Source organism: Paenibacillus sp. LjRoot56, assembly GCF_964253335.1.
Taxonomy (GTDB): Bacteria; Bacillota; Bacilli; order Paenibacillales; family NBRC-103111; genus Paenibacillus_E; species Paenibacillus_E allorhizoplanae.
Genome location: NZ_CAXURV020000003.1, coordinates 183,539 through 206,803, shown reverse-complemented (window position 1 = coordinate 206,803; position 23,265 = coordinate 183,539). Strand labels below are relative to the sequence as shown.

Annotated in this window: 16 protein-coding genes; all 16 read left to right on the top strand. The window is 46.5% G+C overall.

What is annotated here, in order from left to right; all coding sequences use genetic code 11:
• The first annotated feature begins 195 nt into the window (after nucleotides 1-195).
• On the top strand, nucleotides 196-1,374 hold the full coding sequence (locus ACSQ8O_RS19975; RefSeq protein WP_436243085.1) for an iron-containing alcohol dehydrogenase: 1,179 nt from the start codon (nucleotides 196-198) through the stop codon (nucleotides 1,372-1,374).
• Between the two features lie 78 nt (nucleotides 1,375-1,452).
• Nucleotides 1,453-2,757: a four-carbon acid sugar kinase family protein gene (locus ACSQ8O_RS19970; protein ID WP_436243084.1), complete on the top strand. Its 1,305-nt coding sequence runs from the start codon at nucleotides 1,453-1,455 to the stop codon at nucleotides 2,755-2,757.
• Nucleotides 2,754-3,764, top strand: coding sequence for a 4-hydroxythreonine-4-phosphate dehydrogenase PdxA (gene pdxA, locus ACSQ8O_RS19965; protein WP_436243083.1), 1,011 nt, complete (start codon nucleotides 2,754-2,756; stop codon nucleotides 3,762-3,764). The genes ACSQ8O_RS19970 and pdxA overlap by 4 nt, the downstream gene beginning before the upstream one ends.
• A 49-nt stretch (nucleotides 3,765-3,813) precedes the next feature.
• Nucleotides 3,814-4,707 carry a 4-hydroxy-tetrahydrodipicolinate synthase gene (dapA, locus tag ACSQ8O_RS19960; protein WP_436243082.1) on the top strand — a complete coding sequence of 298 codons (894 nt, stop codon included), beginning with the start codon at nucleotides 3,814-3,816 and terminating at the stop codon, nucleotides 4,705-4,707.
• A 22-nt stretch (nucleotides 4,708-4,729) separates the two neighbouring features.
• Nucleotides 4,730-5,668 (top strand): dihydrodipicolinate synthase family protein, encoded by a 939-nt coding sequence (locus ACSQ8O_RS19955; RefSeq protein ID WP_436243081.1) that lies wholly within the window; start codon nucleotides 4,730-4,732, stop codon nucleotides 5,666-5,668.
• A gap of 21 nt (nucleotides 5,669-5,689) precedes the next feature.
• The gene (locus ACSQ8O_RS19950) at nucleotides 5,690-6,328 is read left to right on the top strand and encodes an SGNH/GDSL hydrolase family protein (protein WP_436243080.1); all 639 of its coding nucleotides are present in this window, start codon (nucleotides 5,690-5,692) and stop codon (nucleotides 6,326-6,328) included.
• A 209-nt stretch (nucleotides 6,329-6,537) separates the two neighbouring features.
• The gene (locus ACSQ8O_RS19945; RefSeq protein WP_436243079.1) at nucleotides 6,538-9,219 is read left to right on the top strand and encodes a family 78 glycoside hydrolase catalytic domain; all 2,682 of its coding nucleotides are present in this window, start codon (nucleotides 6,538-6,540) and stop codon (nucleotides 9,217-9,219) included.
• Nucleotides 9,216-10,520 carry an alpha-L-fucosidase gene (locus ACSQ8O_RS19940; protein WP_436243078.1) on the top strand — a complete coding sequence of 435 codons (1,305 nt, stop codon included), beginning with the start codon at nucleotides 9,216-9,218 and terminating at the stop codon, nucleotides 10,518-10,520. The genes ACSQ8O_RS19945 and ACSQ8O_RS19940 overlap by 4 nt, the downstream gene beginning before the upstream one ends.
• 29 nt (nucleotides 10,521-10,549) lie before the next feature.
• A complete protein-coding gene (locus tag ACSQ8O_RS19935; protein ID WP_436243077.1) occupies nucleotides 10,550-13,261 on the top strand; it encodes a hypothetical protein in 2,712 nt (903 codons plus the stop codon).
• A 26-nt stretch (nucleotides 13,262-13,287) separates the two neighbouring features.
• Nucleotides 13,288-15,657, top strand: coding sequence for a glycoside hydrolase family 95 protein (locus ACSQ8O_RS19930; protein WP_436243076.1), 2,370 nt, complete (start codon nucleotides 13,288-13,290; stop codon nucleotides 15,655-15,657).
• A 1-nt stretch (nucleotide 15,658) separates the two neighbouring features.
• On the top strand, nucleotides 15,659-16,642 hold the full coding sequence (locus ACSQ8O_RS19925; RefSeq protein WP_436243075.1) for a sialidase family protein: 984 nt from the start codon (nucleotides 15,659-15,661) through the stop codon (nucleotides 16,640-16,642).
• A 110-nt stretch (nucleotides 16,643-16,752) separates the two neighbouring features.
• Nucleotides 16,753-18,906 carry an MGH1-like glycoside hydrolase domain-containing protein gene (locus ACSQ8O_RS19920; protein WP_436243074.1) on the top strand — a complete coding sequence of 718 codons (2,154 nt, stop codon included), beginning with the start codon at nucleotides 16,753-16,755 and terminating at the stop codon, nucleotides 18,904-18,906.
• A gap of 37 nt (nucleotides 18,907-18,943) precedes the next feature.
• Nucleotides 18,944-20,008 carry a sialidase family protein gene (locus tag ACSQ8O_RS19915; protein ID WP_436243073.1) on the top strand — a complete coding sequence of 355 codons (1,065 nt, stop codon included), beginning with the start codon at nucleotides 18,944-18,946 and terminating at the stop codon, nucleotides 20,006-20,008.
• A 24-nt stretch (nucleotides 20,009-20,032) separates the two neighbouring features.
• Nucleotides 20,033-20,923 (top strand): helix-turn-helix domain-containing protein, encoded by an 891-nt coding sequence (locus ACSQ8O_RS19910; protein ID WP_436243072.1) that lies wholly within the window; start codon nucleotides 20,033-20,035, stop codon nucleotides 20,921-20,923.
• 74 nt (nucleotides 20,924-20,997) lie between these two features.
• Nucleotides 20,998-22,020 (top strand): dienelactone hydrolase family protein, encoded by a 1,023-nt coding sequence (locus ACSQ8O_RS19905; RefSeq protein WP_436243071.1) that lies wholly within the window; start codon nucleotides 20,998-21,000, stop codon nucleotides 22,018-22,020.
• Between the two features lie 112 nt (nucleotides 22,021-22,132).
• Nucleotides 22,133-23,254 (top strand): ABC transporter ATP-binding protein, encoded by a 1,122-nt coding sequence (locus ACSQ8O_RS19900; protein ID WP_436243070.1) that lies wholly within the window; start codon nucleotides 22,133-22,135, stop codon nucleotides 23,252-23,254.
• The last annotated feature ends 11 nt before the right edge of the window (nucleotides 23,255-23,265 follow it).

Below are 23,265 nucleotides of genomic sequence, written 5' to 3'. Positions count from 1 at the left end.
CCTCATCGGTTTGTAGAACTTACGACAGATGCCACATATTGTAAGATTACTATCACACCTATTCCTACTGAGGGGGGGATTGAATCCGATATATAGGTCGATTGCATCTTCAAACTACAGCTGCATTGACATCGATTGTAAGCGGGCGTAGGATGAGGGGAAATTGTGGGAATTTTGTTCGGAAGGGGGACTCTTATGAAAGACGGTTATGCATCCAATCCGTTCATGTTTCAGACGTCCGGCAGCATTGTCGTCGGTCGTAATGTCATTGATCAGTTGATTCCGCGAATCAAGTTGCTCGGCGAATTTCGGCACGCCGTGATCGTTACACAACCTTCAATCGTAGCGCTCGGGGTAATTGAACAAGTTGCAGGTGAGCTAAAACAAGCCGGTATATCCAGTCGTTATATAACAGAAGTGAAACCGGAACCGACGGTTGACAATATTCGCTCCGTATTCAGCAGCATTTCTTCCGAACCTGTAGATTTGCTGATTGGTATAGGTGGGGGAAGTGTTCTCGACGCTGCAAAAATATTTTCCGTTTTGCTGACGAATCCAGTTGACGTGAAGAGTCTGATTGGGACCGATCTTGTTTCGCAATCAGGCATTCCAACAGTTCTTGTACCGACGACTTCAGGAACAGGTTCCGAAGTAACGCCAAATGCCATTGTAAGCGTTCCGGAAGAAGAGTTAAAAGTTGGTATTATCAGCAGGCACTTGCTGCCCAAGCTGGTCATTATTGACCCTGTTTTGACGATAAGCTTGCCGAAATCGATCACGGCTGCAACGGGAATGGATGCGTTTACGCATGCCTTGGAATCCTATATATCCAACAAGGCTAATCCGATAAGTGATATGTTTGCCTTGGAATCAATCCGCTTGATTGCAGAAAGTCTGGTTCTTGCTTATCATAACGGTTCGGATCTTGAAGCGAGGGAGAAAATGCTGCTCGGGTCCATGTATGGCGGTATGGCTTTGAGCGCAGCCGGAACAGCGGCCGTTCATGCGCTTGCATATCCACTCGGAGGCAAATTCAATATTTCGCACGGAGTTGCCAATTCGATGCTACTGCCTCATGTTATGGCGTTTAATCAGGATGCCATAGCAGATCGGCTTAGAAAAGTTGCTGGGGCCATGGGTCTGCAGGTTGGGAAGATGGGAGGGACGGAGTCCTCCGATATGGTGATCAAGCAGATTTTCGAATGGACTTCAGAGATGCGTATCCCGCAAAACTTGCGCGAATTTGGCATTTCGGAAGGAGATGTGGATGATCTGGCGATCGCTGCATCCAAGGTTACCAGGCTTTTAACTAATAATCCGAAGCCGATGGACTTGGCGTCGATTAAAACAGTGTATCGGAAACTGTTCCCTTGATAAAGAGAGTGTGTCTGCCAGGATTAGGCGTGTTCGAAGCACGTGTGACTAATCAAATCGCTAAGGAGGTTACCGCAATTGAAAATTGCCGTTATTGCCGATGATCTTACGGGAGCGGGGGATACAGGCGTACAGTTTGCCAAACATGGGTTGCATGTAACTGTACTTTTACAGTTCAAGGCAGGAATGGAAGCGGTGTCAGAGCAGGATGTGCTCGTACTGGATACCGACAGCCGATCCCTGTATGCCGAAGCCGCTTACCAGAGAGCTGTTGAGGCATCGAGGTGTGCTCAAGCTTTCGAAGCGGATGTTGTATTCAAAAAAATTGATTCCACCTTGCGTGGAAATCTGGGGTCGGAAATTGATGCCGTTTACGACACCTATCGACCCGATTTCGTAGTCATCGCTCCTGCTTATCCCGAAGCTGGACGTCTGGTTCGCGAGGGCAGATTGTATGTTCATGGAACGCCGCTGCATGAAACTGAGTTCGCAAGCGATCCGAAAACACCGATAACCGAATCCTATATCCCAGAATTATTGCGTCATCAGACGAAGCAACCTGTCGAGGTCATCCCTTCCGAGATATTAGCGGAGGGGAGAAGCGCGTTGGAGCTCGTATTGCAAAATTGTCTATTCCGAGGTATTTGTTATTTGCTTGTAGATTCTGACAATGATGATGATTTGAAGCGTATCGTTTCCCTGTTCGGGGAGACATCGTATTCGGTTGTTTGGGTTGGTTCAGCAGGTTTGGCACAACAACTGGCAGTTCATTATGAATCCTTAACGCAGCCATCGCCAAAGAAATTATATCAACCAAACGGTCCGATACTTGCTGTGATTGGCAGTGTCAGTTCTCGGTCACGCCGTCAATTGGACTTCCTTCTCAGCCAACCGAATGTGCGGGGCATCCGGATGGAGGCTTATCGCCTCGTATCTGGTAAAGTCGAAACAGAGCACGAAGTGGTGAGTGCAGTGGAAGAAGCAATACAGGCCATACATGCAAACTTTCATACGGTGTTATATTCGTCAGGTGACGTGGAAGCTATACGACTCGCCCAGAATACCGGCGCACTAAATGGTATGACTGCGCAAGATGTTAGCGATACGATATCTCGTGCTTTGGGAGAATCCGTGTTCCGATTGATGAATCGTAGCAGGGTTGGAGGCATCATATTGACCGGTGGCGATACAGCAAGACAAGTATGTTCATTTCTGAAAGTAAACGAATTTCGAGTGCTTGACGAGGTGGAAAGCGGTGTGCCGATTGGATGCCTTGTTTCAGATGAACATCTTCCGGCGGTAACCAAAGCAGGGGGATTCGGATCTGATCAAGTACTGCTGCTAGCATTGGAATTGTTGAATGGAGGATTGAGTACGAGATGAAACCAATAATAGGAATCACAATGGGCGATGCATCAGGTATCGGGCCTGAAATCATCGTGAAAGCTCTGCACCATTCTCAAGTATACGAAAGCTGCCGTCCGCTAGTGATTGGAGACCCGGTCATGTTAGAACGTGCACTTCAAATCGTGAAAGGTACAGCTTCCATTCATATCATATCGAGTCCTCAGCACGGGCGTTACGAATACGGCAGCATTGATTGTTTGGATTTGCGCATGCTCGGTCCTGACCTTTCATTCGGTAAAGTATCCGACGAAGCGGGACACGCCGCTTACGTGTTTGTTGAGAAAGCAGTGGAATTGGCTTTGGCTAGGCAAATTGACGCCATATGCACCGCCCCTTTAAATAAAGAGGCTCTGCATAAGGGAGGCCACATTTATCCGGGTCATACGGAAATATTAGCCGGACTCACACATACCGAAGATTATAGCATGATGCTCACAGCTCCAAAGCTGAAGGTCATACATTTAACCACACATGTCGGACTGATTCAGGCCATTGAGTTGATCAATCCGGAGCGGACGTACAAGGTAATCAAGCTGGCATATGAAACGTTACGGAGGGCCGGAAACGACAAACCTCGTATTGCTGTTTGCGGGATTAATCCGCATGCCGGAGAGAATGGTCTGTTCGGCAACGGAGAGGAAGAACAAAAACTGATTCCAGGTATCAGATTAGCTGCTGAAGAAGGTATCAACGTTACCGGTCCTTATCCAGCTGATACGCTGTTTTATCGAGCTGTAAAGGGTGACTTTGACATTGTGGTCGCTTGTTATCATGACCAAGGACATATACCGATCAAAGTGCTTGGTATTGAAGCCGGCGTGAATATCACGATCGGTTTGAATGGAGGAATCATTCGCACCTCTGTCGATCATGGGACGGCCTTCGATATTGCAGGTAGAGGAATAGCGGATGAAAGAAGTATGTTGGCCGCGATCCGCGCTGCGGTTGAGCTTGCTCCTAAACCGATAGATAACCTTTCCTAAGGCAGATCATGTGGTAATTTAAAATCCGTTCCATACAAGGAGAGATACGATGTTAAAGCCAGCAGGCATTATCCCCGCTATGATTACGCCATTTGATGACAATCAAAACATCAACGAATCGGCATTGCGATTATTCGTTCGCAGGTTCATCGCCGCTAACGTCCATGGTCTGTTTTGCCTCGGTACCAATGGAGAGTTCTTTACGTTGACAATGGAGGAAAAGTTACGAGTTGCCGAAATTGTCATCGAGGAGGCGCAGGGACGCGTTCCAATTTATGTAGGCGCCGGGTGCGTAGGAACGCAGGAAACGGCTCAGTTAGCTGCACGACTTGAACAAATGGGGGCAGACGCTTTATCCATCATTACACCGTATTTTTTAACATTTACACAGCAAGAGCTGATTGGACATTTCCGAACGGTTTCGGAAGCGACGAAACTGCCTATTCTCCTGTATAACATTCCGGCGCGCACCGGCAATACCCTCTTACCCAAGACGGTCATGGAGTTAAGCAAAGTACCTAACATTGTCGGCATTAAGGACAGCAGCGGAAGCTTTGATAACATCTTGCAAGTTCTGGAGCAGTGTGATCCAGATTTCGCCGTACTGGCAGGGACAGACTCACTCATATTGCCGACGCTGATGGCAGGCGGTCATGGGGCTATCGCAGCTACGGCCAACGTATTCCCGGAAGTCGTCAGGTCCATTTACGATTTATGGCTGCAAGGTAAACCGGAAGAAGCCGAATTGTCGCAGCGTAAGCTGCGTACGCTGCGCAGTGCCTTCTCGTTGGGAACACTGCCTTCCGTTTTGAAGGAGGTTTTGAACATGCTTGGTTTGCCTGCCGGAGACCCGCGACTGCCGGTTCAACCTCTCTCTCCGACTGCTAAATCGGAGCTGAAAATCGTGATGGGTCCATATGTGAGCGAAGGTGTCATTAAATGATCAGGAAGAGGTGTTGATGATAATGGATATAAACATTCCTAATGGTGTATGGCCAACGATGCTGACCCCTTTCACGACTTCCAACGAGGTGGATTACGAAGCTTTGGGTCAGCTAGTTGAATGGTATACTGCACAAGGTGTTCACGGCCTATTTGCGGTCTGTCAATCGAGTGAAATGTTCTACTTAACTTTAGAGGAGAGAGTGCGAATCGCACAGTTCGTCAAAGAAAAGTCAAACGGCCGTGTACCCGTCATCGCTTCCGGCCATATTTCAGACGAATTTGAAGAGCAAGTGAATGAGCTTAAGCGGATGGCTGACACCGGGGTTGATGCTGTCGTGCTGGTTAGCAATCGATTTGCCGGTCCGGAAGAATCGGACGAGGTATGGTTGAACCGTGCAGAACAGCTGCTCAATCGAGTGCCGGATGTGCTGTTTGGTATTTACGAATGCCCTTATCCGTATAAAAGGCTGATGAGCCCGAAACTGCTTAAATGGTGTGCGGATACAGGCAGGTTTGGGTTTCTCAAGGACACGAGCTGCGATATTAAACAGATTGCTCAGAAGATCGATGCTGTAAAAGGAAGTCCGTTGAAAATATTCAATGCGAATTCCGCTACCTTACTAGCATCGTTACGTTTAGGGGTGGCCGGCTTTAGCGGCGTGATGGCCAATTTTCACCCTGACTTGTATGTGCGTCTTTCGGAGTGCGGGGACTTTCAGTCTGAAACCGCAGAAATGATTCAGGCATTTATCGGACCGGCGTCATTAATCGAACTTCAGATGTATCCTGTTAATGCGAAATATCATCTGCAAAGAATAGGTTTATCCCTAGCGATGCACTGCCGCACCAGAGATGCAGGTACTTTCAGAGAAAACCAGAAATCGGAAGTAATGCAGCTCGATCGGCTGTATCAACTTTTCAAGCAGCGGTTAATGACAAAACAGAATGTAAATGTTTGATCAAAAAGAGGAGATGCTACAGTGCCATTTAAAACGAAGGACAAAATCGTATTTATAGGTGACAGCATAACGGACAAAGGCAGAAAAAAAGACCCCTTAAAACTAGGCTCTGGCTATGTTCGGCTGCTGCATGACTATCTCACAGCGTTATACCCTAAGTTGTCGTTAAAGATAATCAATGAAGGCGTATCAGGAAACCGAGTGATTGATTTAGAAAAAAGATGGACAATGGATGTCATGGATCATCAGCCGCAGTGGATTTCAGTTTCTATCGGCATCAATGATGTTTGGCGGCAGTTGGATTCGCCGGATGCGGAGCAAGTATACCCTGACAAGTTCGAGGCCGTGTATCGCAGCCTATTAGAGCAAACGAAACAATTACCTAATTGTCGTGTGATTCTCATGCAGCCTACAGTCATCAAGGAGTATCCTGATTCTACAGGAACCCGTTTACTTAAGCCTTATGTTGATATTGTCAATCGACTGACAGAAGAATTCAATGGCATCCTTGTGCCGACACATGAAGCCTTTCTGAATTTCTTGCAATGTGAAACAGGTCAGGATTTAACGACAGACGGCGTTCATATGAACACGCTTGGGGATATGTTGATGGCTACAACTTGGTTGAAGGCGGTTACTGGCATTCCTAATAGGAATTAGGCAAACGATCATTTCATTCAAACTTCAGACTGCATGCCATTCATCATGGTTGCAGTCTTTTTCATGACATTTTTTCAAGAAAACAGCGGTGAGGTGGAGGGCGTCGCCTATAAAATAGGTGAATTCGCCCTATAACCGAAAGAAGAATTTTAGATACACTTGATTCAAGTATCCCGGTGAAGGGAATCTGTCCATAGGAGATGAGGTTTTTGAAAGTTTCTGATCTGAAAACGGAATACTCCGAAAATCCGCTAGGCATAGTAACGACCGTTCCACGTTTAAGCTGGATCCTAAAATCGGAAGAAAACAGTCAGTTCCAATCAGCCTTCCAAGTATTGGTTGCATCGAGTATGGAGCTATTGGATGAAAATAAAGGCGATCTGTGGGACAGCGGTAAGGTTAAGTCGGACCAATCGATCCATATTGCTTATGGAGGAAAACTGTTAGAAGCAAGACGGGTTTATTATTGGCAGGTCAGGGTGTGGGATAAAAATGATATCGTGTCTGACTGGAGTGGCCCAGCTCACTGGTCGATGGGTCATCTAAACAAGAACGAATGGCAAGCACGTTGGGTCGGCAGAACAAAACCGCAAAATACGGAGCTTTTACCCTCTCCCTATCTGAGGAAAACATTTCAAATTGATAAGCCGATACATCAGGCTTTCATTTATGCAAGCGCATTAGGTCTGTACGAATTGCACATCAACGGTGAAAGGGTAGGCAGAGATTATTTTGCCCCCGGATGGACGGATTACAAGATCAGAGTACAAGTTCAGACCTACGATGTAACATCGTATCTGGGTAACGGAACTATGGCTCTAGGTGCAATCCTAGGTACCGGATGGTACGCCGGCAACGTAGGTATGTTTGGACCAAACAGATATGGCGATAATCCCTATTTACTCCTTGAACTGCATATCGAATATGAAGACGGTTCCTCTCAAATCGTTGTGACCGACGAGTCATGGAAGACAATGGCAGGTCCAATCTTGTATTCGGATTTACTTAAAGGCGAAAGCTTTGATGCTCGTTTGGAGCCAAAGGGATGGAGCTTGCCAAGCTTTGACGATGATGCTTGGGAGTCGCCTAGTATCTTAGAAAGATATGATGGGGTTCTGACCGCACAAGTAGATCCTCCTGTTCAAGTCATGAAGGAGCTGCTGCCGGTCAGCATGAAGAAAACACCGAGAGGCTCTTACCTGTTTGATATGGGACAAAATATGGTCGGCTGGGCGCGTCTTCAGATTGAAGACGGACAAGAAGGTCAACTCGTTACTGTCAGCTGCGCAGAAATGTTGAATGAAGACAATACCTTATACACGATAAACCTTCGTGAAGCCGTTCAGCAGGAGACCTACATCTTGAGAGGCGATAGCGTAGAATGTTTGGAGCCTCATTTTACTTTTCATGGTTTCAGATATGTGGAAGTAACGGGATTGACGAGTTCACCGACGCTTCAAACAGTCATTGGCAGAGTGGTGCATTCCGCAACACCACAAACGGGTTGGTTAGAAACATCAAACGTCATGTTGAATAAACTTCTAAGCAATATCGAGTGGGGGCAACGCGGTAATTTTCTCAGCGTGCCGACGGACTGCCCGCAGCGTGATGAACGGCTTGGATGGACGGGTGACGCACAAATCTTTGCTCGGACAGCCAGTTACAATATGGATGTCGGACGCTTTTTCAATAAGTATATGATCGATGTTATCGATGCTCAGCGTCCTTCAGGAGCTTTTCCTGATGTCGCGCCCGATTCCGGATGGGAAGAGTTTAAGATCAACCAAACGGAATTGAACTGGCATGCTCCGGATAACGGCGGTTGGGGCGATGCAGGGGTTATTATTCCTTGGACCGTTTACCAGGTTTATGGCGATCTCAGAAATTTGGAAGCATGTTATCCGGCGATGGTCAGATGGGTGAATTATTTACAAGCGAACACGGTGAACTTGATTCGACCGGGTTATTCGAATTATGGCGATTGGCTGTCTATCCATGCGGATACGCCAAAGGACGTGCTTGATACCGCTTACTTTGCATACAGTACCTCATTGCTTTCCAAATCAGCGAAGGCGCTCGGCCATGAAGAAGATGCGCGTAAATACGCGGATTTGTTTGACAGGATCAAACAAGCATTTTCAGAAGCATTTGTGGATCAGTCAGGACGAATTAAAGGTGACACCCAGACCGTTTACGTGCTTGCCCTTAAGATGAACCTGCTGACAGATGAGCAACGCAAACTTGCGGTTCACTATTTGGCGGAAAATATTCAGCTCCACGGCAATCATTTGACGACAGGATTTCTCGGTGTTGGGTATCTGCTTCCCGCATTAACCGAAGGGGGAAGAGAAGATCTTGCTTACACTTTACTCAATCAAGACACGTTCCCTTCCTGGCTGTATTCCATCAAACATGGAGCTACGACAATCTGGGAACGATGGGATGCCTGGACTGAAACGGATGGATTCCAAAATCCGGGTATGAATTCGTTTAATCACTACTCATTGGGTTCAGTCGGTGAGTGGATGTATCAGCATATTTTGGGGATCAACTCCGACGAGGATAGACCGGGATATAAGCATATCGTGATCCATCCCCGTCCTGGCGGCGGGCTACGTTTCGCTAAAGGTGAATTTCATTCTGTCTATGGCAGGATTGGCGTAGAGTGGACATGGGAACGGTCTGTGTTCGTTATGAAAGTCCAAATTCCAGTGAACACAACTGCCACGATCTATGTGCCGGGTACCGTCATGAATAAGGATGGGCACGTAACAAATGGACTGCAAGAAATAGGAACATCAACCAATCAATCCGTTTACAGCGCCGGTTCAGGAAGCTATACATTCATTTCCCGGTGGACGGTTATTCCGAATAAAGGAGAGAGACGATGATATTTGAAGTTGAGAAAACCACAGGAGACAGTGAATGGTTCACCCATGACCGTTTCGGCATGTTTATTCATTGGGGATTATATTCATTAGCAGCAAGACATGAATGGCTGCAATCCCGCGAAAAATTGAGCGGGGAACAGTACAGTAATAAATATTTCAAACGATTTGATCCGGATTTATACGATCCCGAGCTTTGGGCTCAGCTTGCATCCGATGCGGGCATGAAGTACTTCGTGGCGACAACAAAGCATCATGAGGGCTTTTGCTTATGGGACAGTAAGCTTACCGATTATAAAGCAACAAATTCTCCCGCAGGGCGTGATGTGCTAAGACCTATGGTAGATGCGTTTCGTAAACGTAATATGAAGGTAGGTTTATATTATTCCTTGCTCGACTGGCATCATCCTCATTATTCGGTTGATCCTAAACATCCGCTTCGCTTTGATTCTAATCATATCGCTTGGAATAACCAAATAGACTTTACCAACTATCGAAACTATTTGTATGGACAAACGAAGGAATTACTGACGGATTTTGGTCAAGTAGATCTGTTATTTTATGATTTCTCGTTCCCAGAAGAAAACGGTTTGGCGGGCAAAGGCAAGGACGATTGGGGGAGTGAAGAGCTGGTCAAAATGATCCGCACCTTACAGCCGAACATTTTATTGAACGACCGCTTGCAGGTGGGGGGCGATATCACAACCCCTGAACAATATATGCCGACCAAATGGGTACAGGTAAACGGAAAGCGTGTCGTATGGGAAACGTGTCACACCTTTAGCGGTTCGTGGGGCTATCACCGGGAAGAAGAGTCATGGAAGAGTGTCGAATTGCTGATCAAAATGATGATTGATACTGTCAGCAAGGGTGGCAATCTATTATTGAATGTCGGCCCAACTGGTCGCGGTGAATTCGATGAGCGTGCCGTAGATCGGTTGAAGGGAATGGGGGAATGGATGAAGCGGCACAACCGCTCCATCTACGGATGTACACAAGCGCCGGAAACATTCGTTTGCCCCGATGATTGTCGGTTAACCTACAATCCACAGTTGAATCGCATGTATGTTCATGTGTACAGCTGGCCTTTCAAAAATATCCATCTTCACGGATTCGCAGGTAAAGTGGAGTATGCGCAATTCCTGAACGATGCGTCGGAAATCAGATTTAAGCAAGGCTTTGTGCAAAGCGGTATTGAAAACGGAGCCTTCAAAGAAGGTCGAGATGAGCATACCGTGACGCTATCGCTGCCTGTCAAGAAACCGAATGTGACCGTTCCGGTCATTGAACTATTTTTGAAATAAGCTAATAGAATGGAGGTTGGGTTAAAACGATGAAAGTTATTACTCTTGGATATGCGCCTAATCCTGCTCCGCGGGTGGAAAATGGCATAAGGTTGCTAATACAAGCACTGCTGGATTGTGGCTATGAGGTGAATGCGGAGGAAGTGTCCTGGTCGTGGGACAGCTACCGATCCGTACAGGGAAGAAAAATCTTTGTGGGAAATCGCAAAGAATCCGAATTGCTGCAGCAGCTGGAAGAACGAGATGTCCTGCTGTATCACACGGAAGCTCCGGAGGGAGAAGGATTTTATATAGCTACTGGTCCTGGGAACCTGACGTCAGTTTCCGGGGGCAGTGATTCCGGCGTACTTTACGGTTGCTTGGAGCTCGCTGGGCGGATTCGCGCTGCAGGGCTTCTGCCCGAAGATATCGCCTATGGGGACGCTCCCCGCTTTTCGCTGAGGGGACCGGCGATCGGACTGCAGAAAACAACCGTCGAACCGCCTCGTCAAACGTATGAATATCCGATTACCCCAACACGCTTCCCTTGGTTTTACGACCGGACATTGTGGCAGGAATTTCTAGATATGCTGCTGGAACAGCGGTGCAATATCGTCTACTTGTGGTCTGGGCATCCCTTTTCCTCTTTAGTGAAATTGGCGGATTACCCGGAGGCGCTTGAAGTTACAGAAGAAGAGTTCGCGCTGAACGTTGAAACGTTCAGCTGGGTGGCACAAGAAGCGGATCGTCGAGGCATATGGCTCGTATTGAAGTTTTACAACATTCATATTCCGCTGCCATTTGCAGAGAAGCACGGATTGAAGCTGCATCAACCGAAACCACTTCCGTTAACCAGTGATTACTATAAGAAGTCGATTGCCTCCTTTGTACGTTCATTCCCTAACGTGGGGTTGATGGTCTGCCTTGGGGAAGCGCTACAGGGACAAATATACGGCGTGGAATGGTTTAACGAAACGATTCTAGCGGGCTTGCTCGAAGGGCTTAAGGATTCAAATGTGAAGGAAAAGCCGCCAATCATTCTGAGATCCCATGCGATTGAACCGCAAAAGGTCATTGAGGCGGCGCTGCCACTATATCCAAATTTGTATACAGAGGCCAAATATAACGGAGAATCATTAACCACGTATACACCACGAGGCAAATGGCTGGACATTCACAACCGTCTCGGCTCACTAAAGACGATTCATATCGTCAATGTACATATTCTTGCTAACCTGGAGCCTTTCCGTTTCGGGGCGCCTTCGTTTATCCAAAAATGCATGCAGGCCGCCAAATATCGGCTGAAAGCGAACGGGCTTCATCTGTATCCGTTGTTTTTCTGGGATTGGCCATTTTCCCCGGATTTGGCTGAGCCAAGACTTAAACAACTGGACCGCGATTGGATATGGTTCGCAGCTTGGTTCCGTTACGCTTGGAATCCGGACCGCGATCCGGCCGCAGAACGGAATTACTGGATCGATGTGCTTGGCCAAAGGTTCGGCAGTCCAGAAGCAGGTGAAGCGATATTGGATGCGTACGAGGCGTCCGGCGAATGTGCGCCCAAATTGCTGCGACGTTTCGGCATTACCGAAGGCAATCGTCAAACGATGAGCCTGGGCATGACGATGAGTCAATTGACGAATCCGGATCGACACATGCCGTGGCCTGATTTATGGGAATCCCAATCTCCTCAGGGGGAAAGGCTGGAGGACTACGTGATCCGCGAGTTGAAAGGCGAACCGCACGTCGGAGAAACGCCTCCGGAAATTATCGCAGATGTCAGTCGGCATGCGGCAGACGCGGTGGATGCGATCGAGAAGGCGCGCAAATTGGTGAAACGAAACTGGGATGAATTTGATCGCTTGTTCGATGACATGCAGGCCATTCGTCTTATGGTCAATGTCTTTGCGCATAAAGTTCAAGCGGCATTGCTCATTTTGACCTACAAAGGCAGGGCTCAAGGGGAGTATTTCACACAGTTGGAATTGTTGGAAGAGGCCGTCGGGCAGCTTCAGAGCAGCTTGAAAAGCTACCGCGCATTGACGTCTTTGACGGAAAAGACCTATTTATTCGCCAACAGTATGCAAACGCCGCAGCGGAAAGTGCCGATTCGAAACGGTCTTGAATACAAGCATTGGACGGCCTGTTTGCCAGTTTACGAGTTAGAGTTGGAACGTTTTCAGTTCCATCTTAATGAGTTAAAGTCAGGTACATTGCCTGAGGCGCTGAAGAATATGAAAGATCCCATTGTTCCATACGGAGAAGTACCGTTCACTTTACTGTCCGGAAACGCGGAAACATACCGAGTTGAGAAGGAAGCGCAAGTGTTTGTGGATGGGGATATTCACATCGTCGGATGCGCGGAGGAACTCGATGGTTTGACCGGTATCCGATTCAGTCAAATGGAAGCGGGTCTAAGCGGAGTAACGATCGATATTGAATTGCATCACCCCTCCAAAGTGTTAATTGGCTATTTCAATTCGAAAGATGAGCAGTGGCTTCAAGTCCCGAGCTTGGAAGAGAATACACATGCAGATGACTTGGGCGGATATGCGCCAGTATTGCAAAAAGGATTACGTCTGTATGCGTATCCATCTGTCAATGTTCATACGTTTCGATATGATGCAGGGCGGCATTCGCTTGATTTGGGCAAGGGAGCTTACTTGATTTTGGGCGTCATACCTGCTGATCACGAAATTCGGCCAAGAAATGTCGAGCACAAAAATGATGGCATCAACACATTGGATTGGCTGTACGAGTAAACAAGCGACAGATGGGGAGAGAGTCTATGTCTGATAAGAAATCCACACTCTGGTATGCCCAACCGGCCAAAAATTGGTTTGAAGCGCTTCCCATTGGCAACGGCCGATTTGGAGGGATGGTGTATGGCGGTACAAACAGAGAGCATATTCAATTAAACGAAGACACACTTTGGTCGGGGGAACCCCGGGAAACAGTCCGCTATGATGCGGAGCGGTATCTCGGACCCGTGCGTGAATTGATATTTTCGAAGAAATATGCGGAAGCCGAGCAGATGATCGAGCAGTACATGGAAGGTCCGGATATAGAGTCCTTCCTACCGCTTGGGGATTTGGAGCTTATCTACGACGAAGAGGGCGAAGTATCGGATTATTGCAGGGAATTGGATCTCGAAGCAGGTGTTGTAAGGGTGCGTTACAATCAAAATGGCGCTGTTTACACCCGTGAAGTGTTCGTATCCGCAGTTGATCAAGTGATGGCGATCCGTTTGAATAGCGAGAGGAAATCTAGTTTTACCGCCACTCTTCAAAGTCCACTGCAGTTTTCCGTACGCAAAACAGGTGCAGACCGGATAACGCTTACTGGCCGCTGCCCGTATCATGTTTTGCCTAATACAGTCAAATCCGTTGATCCTGTTCACTATGCCGAGGGGAAAGGAATAGGCTTTGAAATCCACCTTCAAGCGACTGCAGAAAGCGGTAAAGTGGAAGTCAGCGGTGGGCGCATTCGCGTAAGCGGGAAAGGGGCGGTAACCTTACTGCTGACCGCTGCTACAAGCTATAACGGTTTCGAAAAAGATCCGGCTGTACTAGGTAAAAATCCAACAGACATGTGTGTGGCATGGCTTTCGAATGCCATTCGGCTGGGCTACGATCATGTGAGAGAGCGGCATATGAGTGATTACGCCGCACTGTTCAACAGAGTTTCGATTGACATTGGCGGTAGAGGTGAAGACCAAAGCATTCTGCCTACGGATGTCCGCATTCAGGCAGTTAAAAATGGATCTGTCGATACTGGTCTTGCTGCATTGTTCTTTCAGTACGGGAGATATTTACTGATATCCAGCTCTCGTCCAGGTACACAGCCAGCCAACTTGCAGGGCATTTGGAATGACAAAACCCAACCTCCTTGGTGCAGCAGCTGGACGACAAACATTAATATTGAAATGAACTATTGGCCTGCGGAGGTGGGCAATCTTGCGGATTGCCACCGACCGATGTTTGATTTGATCGAAGATTTACGAATTACAGGCCGTAAAGTAGCCAGTGTCCATTATCGAAGCAGGGGGTGGACCGCTCATCACAACATCGATTTGTGGCGTACCGCGACGCCTGTCGGCGGCTCGCCAAGTTGGGCCTTTTGGCCAATGGCCGGCGCTTGGTTATGCCAACATATATGGGAGCATTACGCGTTTAGCCAAGATGAACAATTTCTCAAACAAGCATATCCTGCATTGAAAGAGGCAGCGCTGTTTTGTTTGGATTGGCTTATCGAGGATCCTGACGGATATTTGGTTACTTGCCCGTCCACTTCCCCTGAAAATTTTTTCATTACCCCTGAGGGGAAGCCAAGCAGTGTAACCAAAGGAACGACGATGGATTTGGCGTTGATCAAAAGTTTGTTTGCCCACTGTATAGAAGCTAGCCGCATTATAAACCAAGATGACACGTTTAGGGGTCATCTGGAAACGGCATTAAGTCACATCCCCCCGTTCCGTATTGGGAAATACGGTCAGCTGCAGGAATGGGACGAAGACTTCGAGGAGTTGGAACCGGGCCACCGACACATTGGGCATTTAGTTGCTCTTCATCCGTTGGACCTAGTGACACGTCATGGACAGCCCGAACTGTTTGAAGCCTGTAAAAAAACACTCGAACGCCGTCTTGCTCACGGTGGGGCGCACACGGGCTGGAGCTGCGCTTGGACAGTTAACTTTTGGGCAAGGCTAGAAAACCCAATAGAAGCCACTAGATTCTTAAATGACTTGCTGGCAGGTCTGCACCCCAACATGATGAATGCTCACCGGCATCCAAAGGTGAAGATGAATATTTTTCAAATTGACGGTAATTTTGCCGGCTTGTCAGGCATTGCGGAAATGCTGCTGCAGAGTCACGCTGGAATGATCCAACTTCTACCGTCTTTACCGCCTGAATGGGAGCGCGGAAGCTTGAAGGGATTGAGAGCTCGTGGCGGATTTGAAATCGATATGGACTGGAACGAAGGTAAACTTACACGCGCCTGGATCAGGTCAAGTGCCGGAAAGAAGTGCCGGTTATTGAGCGCTCAGCCGGTTCAAGTTCTCCTGAATGGACAACTCATTTGTTCAACAGGAGTCGATTCTGCATTTAAAACTGACGTGGGATTCTGTTACGAAATTGTTCCTGTATCGGAGGTTTGAGATGAAATACGTTAATACGATGAAGGAATTTATTTTTGAGGATGATAGACCGTTCCTTAGCTGTCACGCATCCACCTTGGCATTGCTGCCGAGCGGCGAAGTTATAGCCGCATGGTTTGGCGGAACACGTGAGAAAGCCGGAGATGTTGCTATTTGGCTATCACGGAGGGAAGTCACGGGGTGGACGCCGCCCCTTAAAGTAGCAGATCAAGCGGATATTCCGCATTGGAATCCTGTCCTTTTCCGTACCACTGGCGGTAATCTATTTCTTTATTACAAAGTCGGAACCACGATTGCCGAATGGGAAACGATGGTTATTCGCTCGGCGGATGATGGACACACATGGACGACTCCGCTTCCCTTGGTTAAGGGGGATAAGGGAGGAAGGGGTCCTGTCAAAAACAAACCTATAGTTCTGTGTGACGGTACGATAGCAGCACCTGCCTCATTGGAACCAGCCTGGGATGTATTTGTTGACCTCTCGAGCGACGGAGGTGAGACCTGGACTCGCAGTGAAATCGTTCCATTGGACCGCAGCGTAATGAAAGGTTCAGGCATTATCCAGCCTTCCTTATGGGAATCTACCCCTGGAAATGTGCACATGCTCACTCGAAGCAGCGAAGGGCATATATATCGAAGCGACTCAAAGGATGGGGGGAAATCGTGGTGTACAGCATATCCCACTGATTTACCCAACAATAATAGCGGAATCGATCTGGTGAAGCTGGATAACGGCACAATTGCACTTATTTATAATCCCACACGTCCGGAAGAAGGGAAGAAAAAGGGACCGAGAACGCCGCTTGTCATTCGACTTTCGCAGGACAACGGAATTACTTGGGAAAATGAATTTCTGTTAGATGAAGGAGAAAAGCAATATTCCTACCCTGCTATTGTTGCAGGTGGACTAAACCTATATGTGACCTATACCTGGAAGCGCGAACGCATTGCCTTCTGGAAAATAACGCTTTCCGATTTAGCATGATTGACCTATAGATTGAGACGATAACCACCATTCATGTATCAAATGAATTCGATATAATAATTATGGTAATATTATACACCCATAAGTATATATGGGATGGGAGGTCATCCATGCCTGCTGGCAGCCGATTGGACGAAACATTGCGCGCGGGAAAGAAAGCACTTCGCACGCTCCCCGGTGCACTCTTGCTCGGTTCGACCGGAGCGCGGTTGTGGGCCGATTATTTGGATCCCGTACCTGGTTTTTCTGGAAGGTTCGATTTTATTCACAAAGTGAATATTCCTTTGTTGTTTAAGATAACGAACAATTTGGCAGAAAGCTTAGAGCCATGTCAGACGGAATGGTTTCCAAGTCACTTGCTCATGGCCTATACAGGCAACCGTCTTTCATTGGAAGAACGCAAATTCATAACTTGGAATGATTGTGCGGTTTCGTGTCAAACTTGGACGAATCGCAGCGATGAGGAACTAATCCTTCGTTTGGAGACTTATGGCGATTCGTTCTCAGAGCGCATAGAGAATTATCTGTATGGATTGTTCAATATCGAGCATTACAGCTTTAATGTCACAGGTGCTATTGCCGTAAGTGATCCCACTGTATTCGAAGAGCTACGGTTGAAACCAGGTGAAACCAAAGCAATTATTGTCGCTGCAGCATTTGGAATTTCCGCTCAGGATGATATCGCCTTGCTGAAGGAACGGGCATCGAGCTATGCGGAAAGCGGTTACACGGTTGATCAGCTCGTAGTAAATCAGAGTAATGAGTATCAAATCTGGTTTGAGAAAACACCTACATTCGCCAGCAGCGACCCTGTGTTAAACAAGACTTGGACCTATCGTTGGTTTCTGCTTCGGCACAATTTGGCCGATCCGCAGTACGGTCACTTGTCCTATCCATTGTTTTACGAGGGTAGATCTCATAAAAAAAGTAAAAAGCCCTTTAGTAAAGGGGGATGGGAGTTCAGCAAGCTAATTAATCTGTCCGTTCCTTTACATATTATGGATGCTAGATGGTATCACGATCCAGTATATAGTGAGGGGCCGCTTCGAAACATGAAGAGCGCTCCCGGCGAAGACGGTATGTTTAGCTGTTTGACGGTAGATTCCATCCTGCATTCCTTTGCCAACTTCTCTTGCTGGGCCGCATATAAGCTCTTTCTTGTGCATCGAAACACCGAAATGATAGTTGACTTACTGCCTGCCATGAAATCGAATATTTCGGCATGGAAACGTGTGAACGGTAATGATCAGGATCATTTGATGATCGAACATAAACATACACGGACGGGAAAAGAATATCAGCCAAGTTATTGGTATTTTCACCAATTTCCGAAAAATCCGAAGGACAAAGCTACCTATACCCATCTTAAGAGGGTGGATCGCGCTGTTTATCACTACTTGAACACGCTAGGCGTTGCTAAGCTTTGCGAGGCAACGGGCGATCCGGAAGCGAAAGATTTTTTTTGGCAAGCTGAAGAAATCAAGCAGGACATACTTGGGAAAATGTGGAATGAAGATACAAAGTTCTTCTATGATTTACATTATCAAACAGATGAAAAGGCGTTTGTCAAAAATATTGTCGGTATCTATCCCGGGTGGGCAGAAATCCTGGATGATCAATTCAATGGGATGATCGAGCATCTGTTCAATGAACAGGAATTTCGCACGAAATGCCCGTTCCCGTCTGTTTCCGCCGATTGCCCTGCCTATTCGCAAGAAGGCGGTTGGATGGGACACTTTGTCAAAGGTCGGAACGGCTGCGTTTGGGATGGTCCAACCTGGCCCTATACTAATTCGATCGCGCTTGATGCGCTTGCCAAGGAAAGCAAGCGGAGAAATCATCAATTTGATCGTCAATTTGCCTATTATCTGCGCGAGTATTCGTTTCTCCATTTTATGCAAAGAGATTTAAACCAACCCGGACTAGTTGAGCATTACAACAGCGCAACAGGAGAACCGTTAAGCGACGAACAGGAATATAATCATTCATACTATATCGATTTGTTAATTTCACATGTGGCAGGATTATCGATTGAAAAAGAGGGGATTGTTCTGGATCCTTTGAATGTGGATTTAGATTATTTTTGTCTGGATCGCGTGAAGGTGGCGGGTATGGAAATACGAATCTCATATCGGAAACCGAGTGTGTCATCGGAAATTCCCTTTAGCGAAGATGGCTACCGTTTATATGTAAATGACAAACTTATTTTCTCCAATCCAACACTTTGTCGAACAGAGTTAACTTGGAAAGAGTTGACCATCTAGTAAATTGATAACCCAATCGGACAAGGAGTGTGTTTTAATGAAACGTTTCAACGGAGTTGTTGTACAGTCGGAAACGGATTCGCAATTACGGGAGGCATACCTTCCTATTCCGTACCCGAATGACAACCATGCCGCTAATTTACTGGAATTAGACAATGGCGATCTTCTCTGTGTCTGGTTTTCGGGCAGCGGGGAAGGCAATCCAGATACCAACGTTCTGATGTCGAGATTATCTGCCGGATCCAATGAATGGACTGCACCAATGCAGCTGTCAGGTGATAGCGAACGATCCGAACAAAATCCGATCCTTCACCAGGGGCCCGATGGAAAACTTTGGCTATTCCATACGTCCAACGAGCCCCACAATCAAAAAACATCAAGAATTGTTTACCGTATATCGGATGACAATGGCTTTACTTGGGGTCCGACTGAAGTGTTGTTTGACGGTTTGGGCATATTTCTGAGGCATCCGCTGCTTGTGCTCAAAAATGGCGATTGGCTGCTTCCGACGTATTATTGTAAACTTGACGGGCACTACAGCGTTGTGCAAATCAGCTCAGATCAAGGGAAAACATGGAAGGAATACGAAGTGCAGGGCAGCACGCACCGGGTTCAAATGAATGTTGTTGAACGAAATGATGGTACACTTTATGCCATGTTTCGAAGCCGCCAGGCAGATCGCATTTATACAAGTATCTCTCAAGATAACGGAAGAAATTGGACGGTTCCAGTCAAGAGTGAATTGCCCAACAATAATTCCTCGATGCAGTTCACCAAGCTGCAGAACGGTCATCTGGCCTTGATTTATAACAATTCCTCCATGGAACGGGACCAATTCAGGTGGGTTCAAAGGAAGGGCGAATTCCGCAAAAAACCGCTTCGTACACCACTTACCTTAGCCATTTCGGAAGACGAAGGAAAAACATGGCCATACTACAGGAATATACAGATGGCCGATTTGGAATACAAAGATAGCGAGATCGGGTATTCCTACCCATCGATTATCTCTACGCGTGATGGTAAGATACATATTGCTTTTTCTTATTTGCGTAAAGGTATCAAACATGTTTGTCTAACGGAAGAATGGGTTAGTGAGGGTTAATATCATGCGCCGGAGGTGATGCACATGAATGGTAGAATTGGACATTTAAGCGGGGATATGTTTTTTGATGGAAAGATGAATATTTTTATTAATCGCGAATTGGAATCGTTTACAACTACCCAACATACCCATGATTTTGTTGAAATCAGCTATGTGGGTGAAGGAAGCGGTTATCATTACATTGAAGATCAAGTAATTCCCATTAAACAAGGAGATTTGTTTGTGATTCCGATTGGAACATCACATGTGTTCCGTCCGTCCTCTCCGACGCAGGATAAAATGCTCGTTATTTATAACTGTATTTTTAGAGTAGAGCTATTAGAAAACTGGATGCATTTGCTTCAGGAAGAATGCCTCACTTATAATTCCATCACGCTTCCCGGCAAGTGCCCTGAGCGCTGGCTGCATTTTCAAGATAAACATGATACGTTTTCAACGATTGTTAACTCTATGTATAGAGAATATTTGAAACGAAGCAATGGTTTTGAGACTATTTTGACAGCATTACTGATTCAAATGTTGGTGATGCTGCAGCGTTTTGAATTGAAAAATGAAACGGAAGCGGTTCCGTTTCGAATGCTGGAGGAAGTTGTTCATTTCATTAAAGCCCATTACACCGATAATCTTACGGTTCAGCATGTGGCGGATTACTTTTTTTTAAGTGCCAGCCATTTTCAACGGTTGTTTAAAAAATCAACGGGCTTATCATTCACACAATACTTACAGAACGTGCGTATTCAAAAATGCTGTGAACTGCTGAAATCATCAGATATTCCGATCTACCAAATTGCCAATCAGGTGGGATATCAGGACATGAAATTTTTCCATGCGCTATTTCGTAAAAAAACAGGCGTAACCCCGCGACAATATCGACAAAACTTCCAAGAATTCGAAGATAAGGCATTAACATACTAAGAGGTTTACGGCTGACCATCGCAATATCGCAATGGAGCAGCTTTTTTTTATTCATTAAAAGGGAGGGATACTGAATGTTAAATCCGGATGAGTATTTAGTACAGCTATACAGCGATTTGAATAAGACGTCTGATCATGCCCGAACACAACCATGGAGAGATCGGAAAGCGGATGTGCGGACTAAGCTGCTAGCAAGTTTGGGGGATTTCCCCAGGGAGTCAAGTGAATTGAACGCAGTTGTAGGCGAGAGGATCGATCAGGGGGATCATTATTTAGAGCGTGTTATTTACACAACAGATGAAAACCTTCAGATAGCTGCCTTCGTTTTGATTCCAAAAGGGCTCACGGGCAAGGCGCCAGCCGTACTTGCTTGGCACGGACACGGTTATGGGAGTAGGGAAATTGTCGGTTTGCGGCCAGACGGAACCACGGATGACGACCCTCCCGGTATTCATCAACATTTTGCATTGCATCTTGTACGAAGAGGGATGATTGTCATAGCGCCTGAAATCATTGGGTTTGGTGATCGTAGGCTGTCAGTTGACAGGGGGAAGGATCCTAAGAGAAACAGTTCCTGTGTAGCGCTAACTTCTCGCTTGCTGCTTTATGGTAAAACTTTAGCCGGGCTGAGGATTTATGAAGCAATAAGATCGGTAGATTATGTATTAACTCGTGCGGATGTTGATTCTAATCGGATCGGAAGTATGGGTTTTTCCGGTGGCGGTCTGATAGCTTCGCTTTCTTCCGCTTTGGACGAACGCATTCAGGCTACTGTTCTTTGTGCGTTTACAAGCACGTTTAGCGGAAGCCTATTAGCCATGAATCATTGCATTGACAATTACTTGCCTTCGATTCTTCCTTTTGCGGAGCTTCCAGAACTTATTGGATTGATCGCACCGCGGGCATTATTTGTCGAATCAGGCAGGGAAGACCTGCTATTCCCAGTTGCTTCCGTTCAAGAAGCTGTAGCTAAACTTAAAGAGATATATCGTTCTGAAGGATTGGCTTCAAATTTAGAAGTTGATCTTTTTCCAGGGAAACATGAAGTATCTGGGCGACTGTCTTACGATTGGTTAGCTAGGCAGTTGAAAGCATGATTCACCTATAGAGTAAGCCATCATCACCTATATGTGAAAAAGTTGATGGATGTATAATGAACTGAAACCGTTATCATCGGGATGATTGAAACAGACTATAGGAGGTGCCGCAATGGGGCGCATTCTTTTGAATCACGTAGAAAAACGTTATGGCAAAGATGGCGGATATGCAGTTAAAGATTTCCATTTGGAAATACACGATGGAGAATTTCTTGTCATGGTAGGTCCGTCTGGCTGCGGGAAATCAACAACACTTAGGATGATTGCTGGCTTAGAGGATATCACATCAGGAGAGCTTTATATTGGAGATCAGCTTGTCAATGATTTGCCGCCGAAGGATCGGGATATTGCGATGGTTTTTCAAAATTACGCTTTATATCCGAACATGAGCGTGTATGAAAATATTGCATTCGGGTTGCGCTTGCGGAAGATGCCCAAACATGAGATCGACCTAGCGGTCAAGAAATCATCAAGAATACTGGAAATTGAACCATTTCTCGATAGGAAGCCTAAGCAACTCTCTGGCGGTCAGCGTCAAAGGGTAGCTTTAGGCAGAGCCATTGTCCGTGATCCCCAGGTTTTTCTAATGGATGAGCCGCTGTCAAATTTGGATGCCAAACTGAGAGTTCAAATGCGAACAGAGATTATTAAGCTTCACAAGCAGCTCGGCGTAACAATGGTTTACGTGACACATGATCAAGTAGAAGCCATGACCATGGGGCATCGCATTGTTGTCATGAAAGACGGCGTTATCCAGCAAGTAGATACACCGCAACAGATTTACAATAATCCCAGAAATATGTTCGTCGCCGGATTTATCGGGACGCCGCCGATCAATCTAATTGAGGGGAAAATTATGGAAGGCACGGACGGCAAACTAGAGTTTCATACCAATCGATATTATTTAGAAATCCCCTCACAGCAGGCGAACATTTTGAAAAAGAAAAACAAAGTAAATAGATCCGTTTTTCTAGGAATTCGTTGCGAGAATATACATGTAAATCATACAGCGGCAGATGTTGGCCAGCACGCACAAATTAACGGGGTTCAAAAGATCAATGAATTGATGGGGGCGGATATGTACCTGTATATGGACATTGGTGTGCCCAATTTACTGATCGTTCGAACTCGTGCTGATCACAACTTTGTGGAAGATGAAAAACTTGTTCTATCTCTTGATATGCAGAAAGTACTTTTTTTCGATAAAGATTCAAAGGAAAATCTCATGTATTAAATAGACAGCGG

Bases quoted from the DNA above. Each gene is read 5' to 3' on its own strand.
- ACSQ8O_RS19935 (WP_436243077.1), top strand. From the start codon at position 10,550: ATGAAAGTTATTACTCTTGGATATGCGCCTAATCCTGCTCCGCGGGTG.
- ACSQ8O_RS19925 (WP_436243075.1), top strand. From the start codon at position 15,659: ATGAAATACGTTAATACGATGAAGGAATTTATTTTTGAGGATGATAGA.
- ACSQ8O_RS19920 (WP_436243074.1), top strand. From the start codon at position 16,753: ATGCCTGCTGGCAGCCGATTGGACGAAACATTGCGCGCGGGAAAGAAA.
- pdxA (WP_436243083.1), top strand. From the start codon at position 2,754: ATGAAACCAATAATAGGAATCACAATGGGCGATGCATCAGGTATCGGG.
- ACSQ8O_RS19910 (WP_436243072.1), top strand. From the start codon at position 20,033: ATGAATGGTAGAATTGGACATTTAAGCGGGGATATGTTTTTTGATGGA.
- ACSQ8O_RS19905 (WP_436243071.1), top strand. From the start codon at position 20,998: ATGTTAAATCCGGATGAGTATTTAGTACAGCTATACAGCGATTTGAAT.
- ACSQ8O_RS19930 (WP_436243076.1), top strand. From the start codon at position 13,288: ATGTCTGATAAGAAATCCACACTCTGGTATGCCCAACCGGCCAAAAAT.
- ACSQ8O_RS19900 (WP_436243070.1), top strand. From the start codon at position 22,133: ATGGGGCGCATTCTTTTGAATCACGTAGAAAAACGTTATGGCAAAGAT.
- ACSQ8O_RS19940 (WP_436243078.1), top strand. From the start codon at position 9,216: ATGATATTTGAAGTTGAGAAAACCACAGGAGACAGTGAATGGTTCACC.
- ACSQ8O_RS19975 (WP_436243085.1), top strand. From the start codon at position 196: ATGAAAGACGGTTATGCATCCAATCCGTTCATGTTTCAGACGTCCGGC.
- ACSQ8O_RS19955 (WP_436243081.1), top strand. From the start codon at position 4,730: ATGGATATAAACATTCCTAATGGTGTATGGCCAACGATGCTGACCCCT.
- ACSQ8O_RS19915 (WP_436243073.1), top strand. From the start codon at position 18,944: ATGAAACGTTTCAACGGAGTTGTTGTACAGTCGGAAACGGATTCGCAA.
- dapA (WP_436243082.1), top strand. From the start codon at position 3,814: ATGTTAAAGCCAGCAGGCATTATCCCCGCTATGATTACGCCATTTGAT.